This is a genomic window from Stenotrophomonas cyclobalanopsidis, assembly GCF_008710035.1.
GTDB lineage: Bacteria > Pseudomonadota > Gammaproteobacteria > Xanthomonadales > Xanthomonadaceae > Stenotrophomonas > Stenotrophomonas cyclobalanopsidis.
Genome location: NZ_VYKI01000001.1, coordinates 13,579 through 28,998, shown reverse-complemented (window position 1 = coordinate 28,998; position 15,420 = coordinate 13,579). Strand labels below are relative to the sequence as shown.

Annotated in this window: 11 protein-coding genes and 1 pseudogene; 5 read left to right on the top strand and 7 right to left on the bottom strand. The window is 67.6% G+C overall.

Features of this window, described 5'->3' with window-relative positions:
• Positions 1 to 99: 99 nt before the first annotated feature.
• Positions 100 to 2,202, bottom strand: coding sequence for a DUF11 domain-containing protein (locus FJU31_RS19220; RefSeq protein WP_188115418.1), 2,103 nt, complete (start codon positions 2,200 to 2,202; stop codon positions 100 to 102).
• Between the two features lie 368 nt (positions 2,203 to 2,570).
• Between FJU31_RS19220 and FJU31_RS19535 the strand changes: the two genes are divergently transcribed.
• A complete protein-coding gene (locus tag FJU31_RS19535) occupies positions 2,571 to 2,933 on the top strand; it encodes a helix-turn-helix domain-containing protein (protein WP_150452974.1) in 363 nt (120 codons plus the stop codon).
• 18 nt (positions 2,934 to 2,951) lie between these two features.
• Here FJU31_RS19535 and ung read toward each other — a convergent pair whose 3' ends face one another.
• The 5 genes from ung to rhlB all read right to left on the bottom strand — a co-directional run bounded on the left by ung (position 2,952) and on the right by rhlB (position 8,066).
• Positions 2,952 to 3,665 (bottom strand): uracil-DNA glycosylase, encoded by a 714-nt coding sequence (gene ung / locus FJU31_RS00095; protein WP_150452973.1) that lies wholly within the window; start codon positions 3,663 to 3,665, stop codon positions 2,952 to 2,954.
• A gap of 10 nt (positions 3,666 to 3,675) precedes the next feature.
• On the bottom strand, positions 3,676 to 4,518 hold the full coding sequence (locus FJU31_RS00090; protein ID WP_150452972.1) for a response regulator: 843 nt from the start codon (positions 4,516 to 4,518) through the stop codon (positions 3,676 to 3,678).
• A 7-nt stretch (positions 4,519 to 4,525) separates the two neighbouring features.
• Entirely contained in the window at positions 4,526 to 5,473 is a 948-nt protein-coding gene (gene ftsX / locus FJU31_RS00085) for a permease-like cell division protein FtsX (RefSeq protein WP_150452971.1), read from the bottom strand.
• A 3-nt stretch (positions 5,474 to 5,476) separates the two neighbouring features.
• A complete protein-coding gene (gene ftsE / locus FJU31_RS00080; protein ID WP_150452970.1) occupies positions 5,477 to 6,163 on the bottom strand; it encodes a cell division ATP-binding protein FtsE in 687 nt (228 codons plus the stop codon).
• A gap of 175 nt (positions 6,164 to 6,338) precedes the next feature.
• On the bottom strand, positions 6,339 to 8,066 hold the full coding sequence (gene rhlB, locus FJU31_RS00075) for an ATP-dependent RNA helicase RhlB (RefSeq protein WP_150452969.1): 1,728 nt from the start codon (positions 8,064 to 8,066) through the stop codon (positions 6,339 to 6,341).
• Positions 8,067 to 8,588: 522 nt separating this feature from the next.
• Here rhlB and trxA point away from each other — a divergent pair.
• Complete coding sequence (gene trxA / locus FJU31_RS00070; protein ID WP_025878607.1) at positions 8,589 to 8,918, top strand: thioredoxin; 330 nt, start codon at positions 8,589 to 8,591, stop codon at positions 8,916 to 8,918.
• Positions 8,919 to 9,145: 227 nt separating this feature from the next.
• Positions 9,146 to 10,900, top strand: coding sequence for a transcription termination factor Rho (rho, locus tag FJU31_RS00065; protein WP_150452968.1), 1,755 nt, complete (start codon positions 9,146 to 9,148; stop codon positions 10,898 to 10,900).
• Between the two features lie 213 nt (positions 10,901 to 11,113).
• Here rho and FJU31_RS00060 read toward each other — a convergent pair.
• Positions 11,114 to 13,417 (bottom strand): annotated as a pseudogene (locus FJU31_RS00060) (glycoside hydrolase family 3 protein); the annotation flags it as partial.
• A 512-nt stretch (positions 13,418 to 13,929) separates the two neighbouring features.
• Between FJU31_RS00060 and FJU31_RS00055 the strand changes: the two are divergent.
• Both FJU31_RS00055 and FJU31_RS00050 read left to right on the top strand, forming a co-directional pair.
• Complete coding sequence (locus tag FJU31_RS00055; RefSeq protein WP_150452967.1) at positions 13,930 to 14,937, top strand: LacI family DNA-binding transcriptional regulator; 1,008 nt, start codon at positions 13,930 to 13,932, stop codon at positions 14,935 to 14,937.
• A gap of 194 nt (positions 14,938 to 15,131) precedes the next feature.
• Positions 15,132 to 15,401, top strand: coding sequence for a hypothetical protein (locus tag FJU31_RS00050; RefSeq protein ID WP_150452966.1), 270 nt, complete (start codon positions 15,132 to 15,134; stop codon positions 15,399 to 15,401).
• Positions 15,402 to 15,420: the final 19 nt, after the last annotated feature.

The following is a 15,420-nucleotide window of genomic DNA, read 5'->3' as shown; positions in this document are numbered from 1 at the left end:
TCGAATGCACGCCGTCGCCTGCTGCAGGCATCCGGCATCGGTGGTCCTGTCCTTCCCCCGCGCAGGGCATTCCCCGCGCGCACTGCACTGCACCGCGCGCTAGTAGGCGCCCGGGTTGTTGCTGAAGCTGACTGGCACGCTGATCGTTGCCTGGCCACCGTTGACCAGGTTCACGCCCACGTTCACTGCATTGCCGCCCACCGCGCCGCCACTGGCCGCCGCGCAGGTGCTGCCGCTGGTCGCGCTGCAGGTCCAGGCACCACGCAGGGTGGTGCCGTTGGGCAGGGTGTCGGTGACCGTCGCATTGGTCACCGCATCGGGCCCGTTGTTGACGACCTGCAGCGTGTAGGTCGCCGTGCCACCCGGCGTGTAGGTACCGCTGCCATCACTCTTGGTGATCGAAAGATCAGCCTGCCGGGTCCGGTTGGTGATGCGGCACACCAAGGTGGTGGCGGTGGCGGTCAACGCCGGTGCCTGCAGGGTGAAACTGCCGCCGCTGCCGGACGAGACCACGGTGTTGTTCTGGTCGGTACACTGCCAGGTGCTGGCATAGCGCGTCAGCGTGGTGCCGGCCGCCGCCGCTTCGGCCAGCGCGTAGCTGCCGCCAGGCACGGTGATGATCGCCGCCGTGGCACCGTTGTTGCCGACGTTGCTGGCCGCGCCCACCGTGCTGCCGTTGTAGGTAATGGACAGGTTGAAGCGGCCGGTATCGCTGGTCGGCTGTAGATCCTTCACCAGCTGCAGGGTGGCGGCGCAGGCCTGCGTCACACCTTCCACAGTGAACACCGCCTGGCCGATACGGATGCCGAGCAAGCCCAGAAGATTGTCGACCACGCCGCCCAGCACCGCGGTCAGCACGGGTGTCACCACTGCATTGACCTGGGTGCGCACCGGCGTCAGCAGCGCGTTGACGATGCCGTTGACCAGATCAGCCACCGGCAACGGCAGCGGCAATGAGCCCAGCAGGGTTACCTGTGGGTTGCCACTGATGAGCTGGATGTTGAGCGAGTTGACCAGCGTGGACACCAACGTGGCCGCGCTGACCGTGCCGGCGTTTAGCGTGCGCGTCTGTGGATAGGGCCCGGTGAAACTGGCGCTCTGCAGGCCCGGTGTCGCGGTGGCGTAACCGCGGATGCTTACCGCGATGGGAAGGGTGATGTCGGCCACCGGGACCAGTGCACCCAGCACGGTAGCGCTTACCCGGACCTTGACGCTCAGGTTGGTCAGCGTGGCTGCGGTGAGCGCGGTGTCGGTCAGCACGGTGCTGCGGTTGAAGAAGGTGGCGTCGCTGATCTGGCCGACATAGAGGTTGACCAAGCCCGGGCGCGCCTGCAGCGTCACCGCATTGCCGACCAGGTTCACCGCCGAGATCGAACCTTCGGCGCGTGCGACGTCGGCATAGACCTGCAGGTGGAGCACGTCGGCACTGACGCTGGTGTTGGACAGCGAGACACCGAGCAGGTTGAGCCCGTTCAGGGCGGCAGTGAGGGTGCCGGTGTTCAGGCCCTGCACCAGGTCCAGGTCGAGCTTGATGCGGATGGCCGCGCTGTGGAATGCTGCGCCCACCGTGCCGCAGGTGTAGCTCGGCGGTTCGATCACCTGCGCCCACAGGCGCACGTTGGCCACGCCGTTCAGACCGAGTGCCGCGGTGTTCACCGTGATCGGCGCCGGCGTGGTCAACACGTTGCGGAAGTTGTAGAGCTGCACGCCGCCGGTCAGCAGGTCGAGCACGTTCAGGCGCACCGTGGCCAGCGAACCGGTCGGCAGCGCGACCTGCAGGATGTCGGCCAGGCGGATGCTGCCGGAGGTTCCGGCCACGCCCAGCGGCAGCACGTTCAGGACATTGGCCGCGGCGGTCTGGCCATCGGCCTGCAGCACCTGCACCATCGCCGCACGCAGCTGGCCCAGGCTGATGTTGGTATTGAGCACCTGGCTGGGGTCGCTGACGGTGACGCCGCCATTGAGCTGGGTCAGCAGTGCATTCAGATTGACGTTGGCGCCCGCCAGGCTGTTCCAGTCGGCGACGCTGAGATTGAGGCTGGTGCCCGGCAGCAGCGCGCTGAACAGCAGGTTGAGGAGCGGGCTCTGGGTGGAATCGACCGAGGCCAGGCGCGGCCCGGCGCTGACGCAGGCCCCGGCGGTGCAGGCGGACTGGGCCTGTGCGCGGCCCAGGCAGGAAAGCACTGCCAGGACCACAAGCATCACCAGCGCCTGCCAGCGCAATGACGATGCTTTAACGCCTTTCACATTAACCATGCACCGTTCTCCGCCGATTTTTGGCAGAGGCAGGCCGTGACGACGGGATCCGCGCGTCGTCCTGGAGTAATCGCTCTGCCGGTGTCGCTCCCTGCGTGGGACCGCGTTCATTTCCGGTTCGGTGCGATTAATGCGAGGCAACGAAAGTCCGTCAAACAAGACGGCGTGAAATGGGGGGGAAGAGGCGCTTGCTGACGCGCAGGAATTACGCGCAGGCCTCTTGAAGTGCAGACAGTGACAGCAATTCTGTACACGCAGAAAAAGTATTGCTGTCAGGGAAGCAGCGCTGACCAAACATGGAGAGGGGGTGAAAAATGCAGTCGATGTGCGACAGAATCCGGCGGGCCCGACTAACGGCTGGCCTTTCTCAGACGCAGTTGGCGTTGCATTGCGCGGTCCGCCGCAGCGCCGTAGCCCAGTGGGAACGTGAGGGCGGCACCGTTCCCAGCGTGCAACATCTCTCGAAACTCGCGATTGTGACGCAGGTCCATTTTGAGTGGCTGGCCACGGGTCGTGGCCCTGGGCGTCCCGCCGATGCCGAACTGGCGCCACCGGAATGCGCGGTGGTGGAGCCGGCACGCAGCCCTCAGGAAAACGCGATCCTGTCCCTGCTGCGTCGGTTGCCGCCGCGCAAGCGCCAGGTCGCCCACGCCATCATCGAAATGCTGACCGAGTAACGCCTTGCCCGCGCACCGTCAGAGGGCGGCGCGCGGCGGCAGTGACCAGTCGATCGGTGCCTGGCCCTGGCGCCGCAGGTACTCGTTGGCCATCGAAAAGTGGTGGCAGCCGAGGAAGCCCCGGTGCGCCGACAACGGCGAGGGGTGCGGCGACTTCAGCACGCGGTGGCGACGGGTGTCGATCACCTTGCCCTTCTTCTGCGCGTACGCACCCCAGAGCATGAACACCAGTCCGTCGCGCTCGCGGTTGAGCACGTCCACCACGTGGTCGGTGAAACCTTCCCAGCCGCGCCCCTGGTGAGCACCGGCACGGCCCTCCTCCACCGTCAGCACGGCGTTGAGCAGCAACACGCCGCGCTGTGCCCAGGGCACCAGGCAACCGTGGTCGGGCCGGGCGATACCGAGGTCGCCTTCGATTTCCTTGTAGATGTTCAGCAGCGACGGCGGCACCGGCACGCCCGGGGCCACCGAGAAGCTCAGGCCATGGGCTTGGCCGCGGCCGTGGTACGGGTCCTGGCCGAGGATCACCACCTTCACCTGCTCGAACGGCGTGGCGTCGAACGCAGCGAAGATCTGCGGGCCCGGCGGGAATATCGCTGCACCGGCGGCCTTGCGCTGGCGCAGGAAGGCGGACAGCTCGCGCATCTGCGGCTGCAACAGGTAATCACCGACGTGCTGCTTCCAGCTCGGTTCCAGCTGGATCGTCGGGGTATCCACTACGTCATGCATCATCACGCCACTTCTATCGCAACAGGGGTCCATCGTTCAAACGCGCCAGCCGCAGCTGGAACAGTACCTTGGTCACCAGGAGGCGCTCCTCGATCGGCTTGAGCACCAGATCGTTGGCACCGGCCTGCAGCAGCCCGGTCTGGTTGTGCGGGTTGCCATCGCCGGTCATCACCAGCACCGGCAGGCGGCGCTTGCCGTAGCCGAAATCCACGCGCACGCGCTGCACCACGTCGCGGCCGCTCAGCTCACCCTTCAGGGTCACGTCGGTCAGCACCAGGTCGATGCGGTGGCGGCTGCGGCCCAGCGATTCGGCGGTGAGCAGGGTGAAGGCTTCCTCGGCGCTGACCACGTGCAGCACGTTCAGCTGCTGCCGCTCGAGCATGCGCTTGGTCGCTTCGGCCACTACCCGGCTGTCCTCGACATACAGGATGGTGGCGCCGGGAATGGTCTGCGGCTGCACGTAGCCGCGGATGAAGGTCGCCAGCGCCTCGTGGCCCAGCGCCTTGTCGAAATAATCGGTGACGTACTCGGTGAAGCGGCGCTGTTCCAGGTGCTGCTGCGCATCGCCGGAAACCACGATGACCGGCACATAGGCCTGGCCGGCGGCTTCGCGCACGCTCTTGGCCAGGGCCAGGCCGTCACCATCGCGCAGGGTCAGCGAGGTGGTCACCAGGTCCACCGGACCCTGGGCCAGCACCTGCTGCGCTTCCTCGATGCTGTCGCAGCCGATGACCTCAACGCCTGCCAAGTCACGCTGCAGCACATCGGCAATCAGCTTGCGCACCAGCTTGGAACCATCGACCACCATTACCCGCGTCGCGGGCCCTTCAAGGTGCTTCAACGCTTGCGGTTGCATGCCGGTCTCAGGTGTCGGTGGGGCGGGTCTGGCGGAGGAAGTGGCCGGTCACCAGCCAGGCACCCAGCCAGCCCAGCAGCAGCGTGCCCAGCAGCACCAGGCTGCCGTGCAGCAGGTCCAGGCCATGCAGCACGAACGGGCTGCCGTAGCTGCGCGACAGATCGGCCAGCGGCGCGCGCAGGGCGGTGCCGGCTACGCCGATCAGGGCCAGGGCGACGGCACCGGCGCCCAGGCCGTACCAGGCGCCCAGGTACAGGAACGGGCGGCGGATGAAGCCATCGCTGGCACCCAGCAGCTGCAGCACGCCGATTTCCTCGCGGCGGGCCTGGATGTCCAGTCGCACGGTATTACCCACCACCAGCGCGGCACCGGCGCCGAGCAGCGCGGACAGCACCTGCACCAGGCGCGCACCGAAGGCCAGCCAGGCATCCAGGCGCTGCCGCCACAGGGCATCGTGCTGCACCAGGTCGGCACCGGGCAGGCTTTCCAGCGCGCGCGCCAGGCGCGCGTCATCCTGGCCCTCGGCGGGGGTGACCACCAGCAGCGACGGCAGCGGGTTGTCGTTGAGTGCGTCGATGGCCTCGCCGAGGCCGGCATCGCGCAGTTCCTGCAGGCCCTGCTGGGGCGTGCGCACGGTCACGTTGGCCACGTCCTGGCGGTCACGCAGCTCGCCGGCCAGGCGCAGTGCGCCCGGGCCATCGACGTCGGCCTTCAGGAACACATTGATGTCGCGCGACTGCTGCACGCTGCCGGCGAACTGCTTGAGGTTGTCCAGGGCGATGGAAAGCCCCAGCGGCAATGCCAGCGCCAGCGCCATGACCATCACCGTCAGCAGGGTGGCCCACGGCTTGCGGCAGGCGCGGCCCAGGCTGAACACCACGCTGTGCGCGTGGTGGTGGAACCACACGCCCAGGCGCGACGGTGCGGCGGCTTCGCTGTTTTCGTTCTTGCCCATGCGTTACTCCGCCAGGTCCTGCGGCGAGATGTCGTCCGCCAGCCGGCCATGGTCGAGGATCAGCACGCGCTTGCGCATGCGGCGCAGCAGCGGCAGGTCGTGGCTGACCACCAGCACGCTGGTGCCGCGCGAGGGCAGCTCGGCGAACAGGGCCATGATCTCCGCCGCCAGGGTCGGGTCGAGGTTGCCGGTCGGCTCGTCGGCCACCAGCAGCTTGGGTTCGCCGACGATCGCGCGGGCGATGCCCACGCGCTGCTGTTCACCGGCCGACAACTGCGAGGGCAGTGCCTTTTCGCGGTGGCCCAGGCCCATGCGTTCCAGCACCGAACGCACGCGCTTGGCGATTTCGCCGCGGCGGGTGCCGCGCAGGATCAGCGGCAGCGCCACGTTCTCGGCGATGGAGCGGTCCATCAGCAGGCGGTGGTCCTGGTAGACCGCGCCGACCGCGCGCCGATGGCGCGGGATGTCACCGCCGCGCACCTTCAGCAGGTTGCGCTCGTCGAACACCACGGCGCCGCGGCTGGGCCGCTCGTCCAGGTGGATCAACTTGAGCAGGGTGCTTTTGCCCGCCCCGGAATGGCCGGTGACGAACAGCATTTCGCCGGGGGCTACTTCGAAGCTGACATCGGTCAGGGCTTCGTGGCCACCGGCGTACTGTTTGCTGACATTGTCGAAGCGCAGGACACTCATGCCCCGATTATGCAGGAGCCGCGCGACGGATCGGTAGCGCCGGGCCATGCCCGGCGAAAACCTGCCGGTTTGGTGGGTGCCGACCGTTGGTCGGCACGCCCTGGATGTCGCCCGACCGACGGTCGGGCGCTACCGGTCCGGCCTGGTGGGTGCCGACCGTTGGTCGGCACACCGCTTAGTTGCCCGACAGCATCCGGCGGATCTTGCGGCCGATACGGGTCAGGAACGAATCACCGGTGTCAGCAGCCGTACGCACCGGCTTGGCCACCACCTGCACCGGGGTGACCGGGCTGGCGCCATTGCCGGCGGTGTTCTGCGCGCCCTCGGCACCTTCGACCGGACGGCCGTGGCGACGACGACGACGCTTGCGCGTCTTGTGCTCGCCCTCGGCGACACCTTCCGGCGCGCCTTCGGCACGCGGCGGGCGCGGCGGGCGCGGGGCCTGGGCAGCGGCGCCTTCGGCACCGGCGACCGGCGCGACCGCAGCCTGCTCGCCTTCCACGCGCGGCTTGCGCGGGCCACGCGGTCGGCGTTCGCCGCTGCGCTCACCGTCGCGACCACCACGGCCACCACCGCCGCTGCCGGAACGGCCGCCACTGCGGCCACCGCCACGACGCTCTTCCTCGGCGGCGCGGGCTTCGCGCGCTTCGCGGAAGATCTGGCCGACGCTTTCGTTGTCGTCGCCTTCCTCGCCTTCGGCCGGAGCCGGGCGTTCCGGGCGCGGCAGCGGGGTCATCAGTTCCTTGGTGACAGGCTCGGACGGAATCTTCTGCTCGATGTACGCCTCGATGTCCGGCAGGCCCATCGCGTAGCGCTCGCAGGCGAAGCTGATCGCATCACCCTCTTCGCCCAGGCGCGCGGTACGGCCGATGCGGTGCACGTAGTCTTCGGCGTCGAACGGCAGGTCGTAGTTGTAGACGTACTTGATGCCGTCGATGTGCAGGCCGCGGGCGGCCACGTCGGTGGCCACCAGGATTTCCAGCTGGCCCTTCTGGAAGCGGTTGAGCAGGCTCTCGCGCTTCTTCTGCGGCACGTCGCCGGACAGCACGCCGACACGGTAGCCGGCCTTCTCCAGCGAACGCGCCACGCGCTCGACGAACACCTTGGTGTTGACGAAGACCATGGTGCGCGCGCCTTCGCTGCGCGACAGCAGGCCCAGCAGCAGCGGGATCTTCTCGTCATCGGCCGGGAAGTACATGCGCTGGCGCACGCGTGCGGCGGTGATGGACTCGCTCTCCACCACCAGCTTCTGCGGCTCGTTCATGTGGTCGTAGGCCAGCTCCAGCACGCGGTGGCTGAGCGTGGCGCTGAACAGCAGGGTCTGGCGGGCGGTGCGCTCCGGCATGCGGCGCAGCAGGAAGCGGATGTCCTTGATGAAGCCCAGGTCGAACATGCGGTCGGCCTCGTCCAGCACGCAGATCTCGCAGGCGTGCAGCGAGACCACCTTGTGCTGCTTCACGTAGTCGATCAGGCGGCCCGGGGTGGCGATGATGACGTCCACGCCCTGCTGCAGCAGCTCACGCTGCTTGTCGTAATCAACGCCGCCATAGACCAGGGCGAAACGCAGGCCCAGGTCGGAACCGAACTTGACCGCATCCTTGTGGATCTGGATGGCAAGTTCGCGGGTCGGGGCCAGGATCAGCGCGCGCGGATCTTCGGGCTTGCGGTCGGCCAGCGCAGGACGCGTCAGCAGGCGGTTCACGACAGCGACCAGGAAGGCCAGCGTCTTGCCGGTGCCGGTCTGTGCCTGGCCGGCCACATCACCGCCGGGCAGCGCGACCGGCAGGGTCAGCGCCTGGATCGGGGTGCAGCGGGTGAATCCGGCTCCTTCAAGACCAGCCTGCAGGGCCGGATGCAGATCGAAGGAGGAAAAGGTCAAATCGGTCAGCGGTTTGTCGCTCATGTGTCCGTCTTGGTATGGCCGCCGGCCCACGGGGCGGCTGGCACTTCAGCGTCTAGGGGAACCGTCGCAAACTGGGTCCCCTGCGGCGGGTTGGCAGGCTGGGACCACCCGGTCCGCGCGCCGCACAATGCCCCAGTTTAACGCACTCGGGCCGGCAAACCGGAATCACCCGTCTCATCGAACCCGGAGACGCCTGACCCTACCCGCCCTTCACCCAGCCGCACGCCACTTGAACAGCTCCGCCCTGGCCACTGGCCCCGCCCCCGTGCCACCCCCATGTTCTCGAAGACAGTGAAATCCGACACATGCCGGGCTGGGACACGATCACGATACGCTGGGTTCCAGCCAGCCACTGTCCCCGCCGCGCGATAGGGGTACACTGCCGGCCGTGAGCGTCCAGGCATCCCGCCGAACGCACCGCGGCAGACCGCTGCGAGGCAACGACGAGGGTCGCGCCACCGGGCATGGCCCAGTTCACCCACCTCCGGCCTGGCCGGGTGCAATCCAAGACGAGAAACCAAGATGAGCGACAAGGTTGTACACGTCGGCGATGCCGACTTTGATAGCGCCGTGCTGAATTCCAAGGAACCGGTGCTGGTCGATTTCTGGGCCGAGTGGTGTGGCCCCTGCAAGATGATCGCCCCCGCGCTGGACGAACTGGCCGACGCCTACCAGGGCCGCGCCAAGATCGCCAAGGTCAACGTCGACAACAACCGTGCGCTGGCCGCCAAGTACCACGTGCGTTCGATTCCTTACCTGGTCGTCTTCAAGGACGGCGAAAAGGTCGGCGAGCAGATCGGTGCGGTGGGCAAGGCCCAGCTGGCCGGCCTGCTGGACAAGGCCCTGGCCTGATCCTGCTGTTCCACGGCAGCCGCTGACCGCGGCTGCCGCCGGGCGCCCCGCGCCCACATGAATGCAGTTCCCGGCGGCCCTTGCATGGCGCCGCTGGCCGATGATAGTGTCGGCATATCCGGCCGCGTTCGCGTGCCGCACCCTCTGGACGCAGTTTCTTCCAGACCCATTCCCAACGTTCGCCGCCCCAGCCGGGCGCTCGCACCTTCAAGCGAGGAATAACGCTCTTGTCCGATAACACTTCCGAAACCGGCAGCGCCGATGCGCCCGCCGAAAAGCGCGTGCGCAAGCCCCGCGTGAGCAAGGCAGCCGCTCCGGCCGCCGCCGAAACCAGCGCTGCCCCCGCGCAGCCGACCCTGCCGCTGGCAGCCGCGCCCGAAGCGCCGGCACCGGCCGCAGCCGCCCCCGCGCCGAGCGCGCCTGCCGCTGAAGCCCCCGCCTCCGGCGGCGGTGAAGGTGGCGAAGGCCGCGAATCCGGCCAGCGCCAGCAGAACCACCAGGGCGGCGGCCAGAACCAGGGCCAGGGTCAGAACAACAACCCCTACAACCAGGGAGGCCAGAACGGCCAGCAGGGCCAGGGCAACCGCCGCGACCGCTTCCGCAACCGTCGCGACCGCGACCGTGGTGGCCGTGGCCGCGATGACGGCATGCCGCAGGACGGCGGCGAGCAGCAGCCCTTCGTGCCACGCCCGCACGCCAACGTGCCGGAAGGCTTCCCGGTCTACTCGCTGAGCGACCTCAAGCGCATGCCGGCGCAGAAGCTGCTGGAAATCGCCGAGCAGCTGCAGATCTCCGAAGGCGTCGCCCGCGCCCGCAAGCAGGACGTCATCTTCGCCCTGCTGAAGGTGCTGACCCGCCACGGTGACGGCGTCGCCGCCGACGGCGTGCTGGAAATCCTGCCCGACGGCTTCGGCTTCCTGCGCGCGGCCGAGGCCAGCTACCTGGCCGGCCCGGACGACACCTACATCTCGCCCAGCCAGATCCGCCGCTTCAACCTGCGCACCGGCGACCACATCTCCGGCCGCATCCGCTTCCCGAAGGATGGCGAACGCTACTTCGCACTGAACATCGTCGACACCATCAACGGTGAGCCGATCGAAGCGTCGAAGAACAAGGTGCTGTTCGAGAACCTGACCCCGCTGTTCCCGCGTCGCCGCTTCACCCTGGAGCGCGGCAACGGTTCGTCGGAAGACATCACCGGCCGCATCCTCGACCTGATGGCGCCGCAGGGCAAGGGCCAGCGCTCGCTCATCGTTTCCCAGCCGAAGGCCGGCAAGACGATGATGATGCAGCAGGTGGCCACGGCCATCACCACCAACCACCCGGACGTGCACCTGATCGTGCTGTTGATCGACGAGCGCCCGGAAGAAGTGACCGAAATGCAGCGCACCGTGCGCGGCGAGGTCATCAGCTCGACCTTCGACGAGCCGGCCGCGCGCCACGTGCAGGTGGCCGAAATGGTCATCGAGCGCGCCAAGCGCCTGGTCGAGCACAAGAAGGACGTGGTGATCCTGCTGGACTCCATCACCCGCCTGGCCCGCGCCTACAACAACGTGGTGCCGAGCTCGGGCAAGGTGCTGACCGGTGGTGTGGACGCCAACGCCCTGCACCGCCCGAAGCGCTTCTTCGGTGCCGCGCGCAACGTGGAAGAAGGCGGCAGCCTGACCATCATCGCCACCGCGCTGGTCGATACCGGCTCGAAGATGGACGAGGTGATCTACGAAGAGTTCAAGGGCACCGGCAACAGCGAAGTGCACCTGAGCCGTCGCATCGCTGAAAAGCGCGTGTTCCCGGCCATCGACATCAACCGTTCGGGCACCCGCCGCGAAGACCTGCTGATCGAACCGGAACTGCTGCAGAAGATCTGGATCCTGCGCAAGCTGCTGCACCCGATGGATGAAATGGCCGCGATGGAATTCCTGCTGGACAAGATGAAGAACACCAAGTCCAACGACGAGTTCTTCGGTTCGATGAAGCGATAAGAAAAAAGCCCCGCACTGCGGGGCTTTTTTTTGCCTTCGGAATGGCTCATCCACGCATGGCGTGGATCTCCTGGTAGCGCCGGGCCATGCCCGGCGGAATGCATGCGCGCGCGCGATCGGGGCAACGCCGGACAAAGCCCGCCGCAACAGGTCCGAGTACGGGCAGTCCACCGCGTCCTCGGCGTTGGCCGTGTTGGCGGTCAGCTTGACCTGGGTGAAGGCCGCGGCCAACGGCTTGTCCGCGCTCACCACGAACGGGGCTTCCACCGCGCCCAGGTCCACCCCCTGCCTGGCGAAACAGGCCAGCGGCACGGTCACCGTCTGCTTCTGCCCTGGCGACAGCTTGCCCAGCAGGGGGGCGATATCCACCCCGCCCTCGCAGCCACTGCCGCACTGCATGGTCACCTTCACCGGCGAGGCCGGGCGCTTCACCAGCTGCACGTCGAACTGCAGCGCACCGTTGCTGCGCGCCAGGGCGCCCAGGTTGCGGCGCGAGGTGCTGCGTGCGATCAGCTGCGCCGGGGCCAGCCAGGTCACTTCCTTGGCGTCCTGCTGGGTGTTCACCTGAACGGTGCGCACCTGCACCACCGGCTTGGCGGTGGGCCAGCGCAGGGTGGCGTTGAGGTCGCTGCCCAGCGGCTGGGTTGCACCCGCGGCCGCCACGTGCAGTGCGAACGGCGGCGTATCGGCGCGGTTGAAGATCGGCAGCACGGTCACTTCGCCGCAGCTGTCCGGGTCGGCCTCGTCGAGCCTGGCGACCTTGCCGCCCTTGGCGTAGCTGAGGCCATAGCCGACCGCGAACAGCGACGGCTTCTTCGCATCAGGCTGGTCGATCGGTGCCGGGCACGGCACGCCCGGCCACGGGAAGCTGAGGCGGCCGCGGAAGTCGTGCGCGGGCTTGCCGCCCTTGCCGGCCACCAGCACGTCGGTCACACCCTTGCCTTCGGTGCCCGGCAGCCAGGCCGCGACGAAGGCGCTGGACAGGTTGAGCAGGTCGTTGGTGTACATCGGGCGGCCGGACATGTAGACCGTGACCACCGGCTTTCCGGTCGCAGCGGCGGCCTTCAGCGCGGCCAGGTCCTGCGGGTAGGCACGGCTGTGGCTCACGGTATCCGAAGCGAGGATGTCACCGTTTGTTTCCGCATACGGGGTCTCGCCGATCACCGCCAGCACCACGTCGAACGCCTTCGGGTCGATGCCCTGGCCATCGGCACTGAAGCTGACTTTGCCCGTACCCAGTTCGGCGCGCAGCGCGCCCAGTACCGAATCGGCGTTGGGGAAATCGGCGTTCTTGTTTTCGGTGCCCTGCCAGGTCAGCGACCAGCCACCGGACTGGTCACCGATGTTGTCGGCGCCCTTGCCGACCACCAGCACGCGCGCGTCGCGGCGCAGCGGCAGCACCTTGTCGTCGTTCTTCAGCAGCACCAGCGATTCACGCACCGCACGGCGCGCCAGTTCGCGGTGCTGCACGGCGCTGGCATCGCCGGCATAGCGGCTGTCGGACGGCTTGTGCTCGAACAGGCCGGCGCGCAGCTTCACCCGCAGGATGCGCGTCACCGCATCGTCGATGCGCGCCATCGGGATCTCGCCCTTCTGCACCTGCGCGGTGGTGTTGGCGATGAAGGCTTTCCAGTCGTCGGGCACCATCACCATGTCAATGCCGGCGTTGATCGCCTGCGCACAGCTGTCGTTGCGGCAGCCCGGCACCTGGGCGATGCCGTTCCAGTCGGAGACGACGAAGCCGTCGAAGCCCATCCTGTCCTTCAACGCATCGGTCAGCAGCGCCTTGCTGCCGTGCATCTTGCCGTAGTCGACGCCGGCGGCACGATCGTTCCAGCTGTTGAACGAGGCCATCACGGTCTGCGCGCCTTCGGCCAGTGCACCGTAGTAGCCCTGCGCATGCACGTTGATCATCGTCGCCTTGTCGACCAGCGCCTCGCCCTGGTCGCGGCCGCTGTCGGTGGCGCCATCGCCGAGGTAGTGCTTGGCGGTGGTGACCACATTGCCGTCATCCTTGAACGCGCCCTGCGCGCCCTTGACGTAGGCATGCGCGAAGCTGCGGATGACCGCCGGGTCGGACGAATAGCTTTCATAGGTACGGCCCCAGCGCGGGTCGTGGGCGACGGCCAAGGTGGGTGCGAACACCCAGCCGATGCCGGTGGCGCGCACCGAACGCGCGGTGGCCTCGCCGATGCGCTCGATCAGTTCCGGATCACCAGCCGCGCCCAGGCCGATGTTGTGCGGGAACAGGGTAGCGCCCAGCACATTGTTGTGGCCATGCACCGCATCGGTGCCCCAGATCACCGGCACCGGCGTCTTCGCGTCGGTGGCCAGCGAGGCGGCATGGTAGGCGTCCGCCAGCTTCAGCCAGTCCTGCACGCTGGCGTGCTTGTCCATGCCCGGCCACGAGCCGCCGCCGTTGAGCACCGAACCGATGTAGTAGCGGCGCACCTGCTCGGGCGTGATCGTCTTGATCTCGGCCTGGGTCATCTGCCCGATCTTCTGAGCCAACGTCATCTGCGAAAGGATCTGCTGCACGCGGCTTTCGATCTGCGCATCGGTGGTGATCGCGCTGTGCACGCGCGGCCAGTCCTGCAGGCGTTCACCGCTGGCCGGTGCGGCACCGACGGGCGCGGCAAGGGCGGCCAGCAGGCAGCTGGCAAGAAGGGTCTGGGTGGGGCGATTCACTGGGCTCTACCTCCGTGGATGAAGTTCCTGGGGCGCGTGTCTGCGACCGCACACCGGCATGGGCGCTTGCGCACCGCTCCTGACAGCGCTGTCATATAAGGCGACCCCGCTGCTGTCAATCGTTGTTCGCGTACAACGTGCCAGCCGTCCCGCAACCACGGGGCCTGGCGCATCATCGACACGCCAGCGCACTGCGTGGGTGCTGCATCGCGACACGAAATCGGAGCGTGCCAGCGCCCCTCCTGTCGTGGCAACATCCGCCTGCTTCGGCAACACCGACCGGGCCAGCACGCACTACCATCGTCGCGTGCCCGCCGCCTTCCAGGAGGAACCATCGCATCATGCGCAGTCGAATCGAGGATGTCGCCGCCGTTGCAGGGGTTTCGATCAAGACCGTGTCGCGCGTGCTCAACCATGAGCCGAACGTGCGGGAGCAGACCCGCGAACGCGTGCTTGCGGCGGTGGCGCGGCTTGGCTACAAGCCCAACCTGTCGGCGCGCAGCCTGGCCGGGCAGCGCTCGTATGCACTGGCGCTGGTCTACAACAATCCCTCGCGCAACTACCTGATGGAAATCCAGAGCGGGATGCTGGAAGCCTGCCATGCGCAGCACTACAACCTGATCCTGGGCCCGGTCGGCACCGGCCGCCGCACCCTGCCCGACCTGGCCGCGCTGTTCGAGAATTCGCGCCCGGATGGCGTGGTGCTGATTCCACCGCTGACCGACGACGAGGTGGTGCTGTCGTACCTGGAAGAACAGGACATCCCCTTCGCCTGCATCGCGCCACGTTACCCGGAAGGCCGCATCGGCGTGCGCATGGATGAAACCACCGCCGTGGTCGAACTGATCGGCCACCTGGTCGCGCAGGGCCATCGCCGCATCGGCCACATCAAGGGCCCGCGCGCGCACGGTGCCTGCCAGTGGCGCCACGCCGGTTACCGCCAGGCGCTGCGCGAGGCGGGCATCGCCTACGACCCGGAACTGGTGGTCAGCGGCCAGTTCTCGTTCGAATCCGGCGTGGACGCCGCCAACACCCTGCTCGATCTGGATGACCCACCGACGGCGATCTTCGCCGCCAACGATGACATGGCTGCCGCGGTGTACCGCGTGGCGGGCGAGCGTGGCCTGCGCGTGCCGCGCGACCTGTCGGTGTGCGGCTTCGACGACACGCCGATCGCCGGACACATCTATCCGGCGCTGACCACGGTGCGCCAGCCGACCGCGCACATGGGCCGGCTGGCGACCGAGCAGCTGATCGAGCACATCCGCGCCGAGACCGCCGGACGCATGATCACGGTCGAGCACGCGGTGCTGGATCGCGAGTCGACCGCCGCACCACGCAGGCGCTGACGCCCCCTGCCGCAGCGGACCTGCGCGTCCGTAGCCGGTTCCTACGCATGCACGTGCACGTGAGCCACGGCGGCTTCGTCGTGCACGATGACAGGCCAGCACGAGGCCACTGAGTTGCATGGGTTGTCCGTCCATCGTTGTTGTAATGTCCAGAGCCTGTCCTCCCGGTCATTGATTCAAGCCATGCAGAGGACATGCACGGCATCCTCTCGACATTCCAGTTGTCCAGCGCTGTCAGTCACGCCGAAGCACTCGCCTCCGCCACGCTGCACCGGCATCTGCGCAGTTTTGTTCTGCACCGCACAACACACCTGCACCGATCCATTGGCAGCGCTGTCATTGCTGAAAAAACGCTGCAAATGCCGCAGACAAAGGCAATTCATCAGCGTGAGCGCGTTCATGGCAACGGTTACATCGCGGCCTGCGCACACGTTGACCCGGTGCACTTGATGGCAGTTTGTTGACAACGCTGTCAACCGTCGC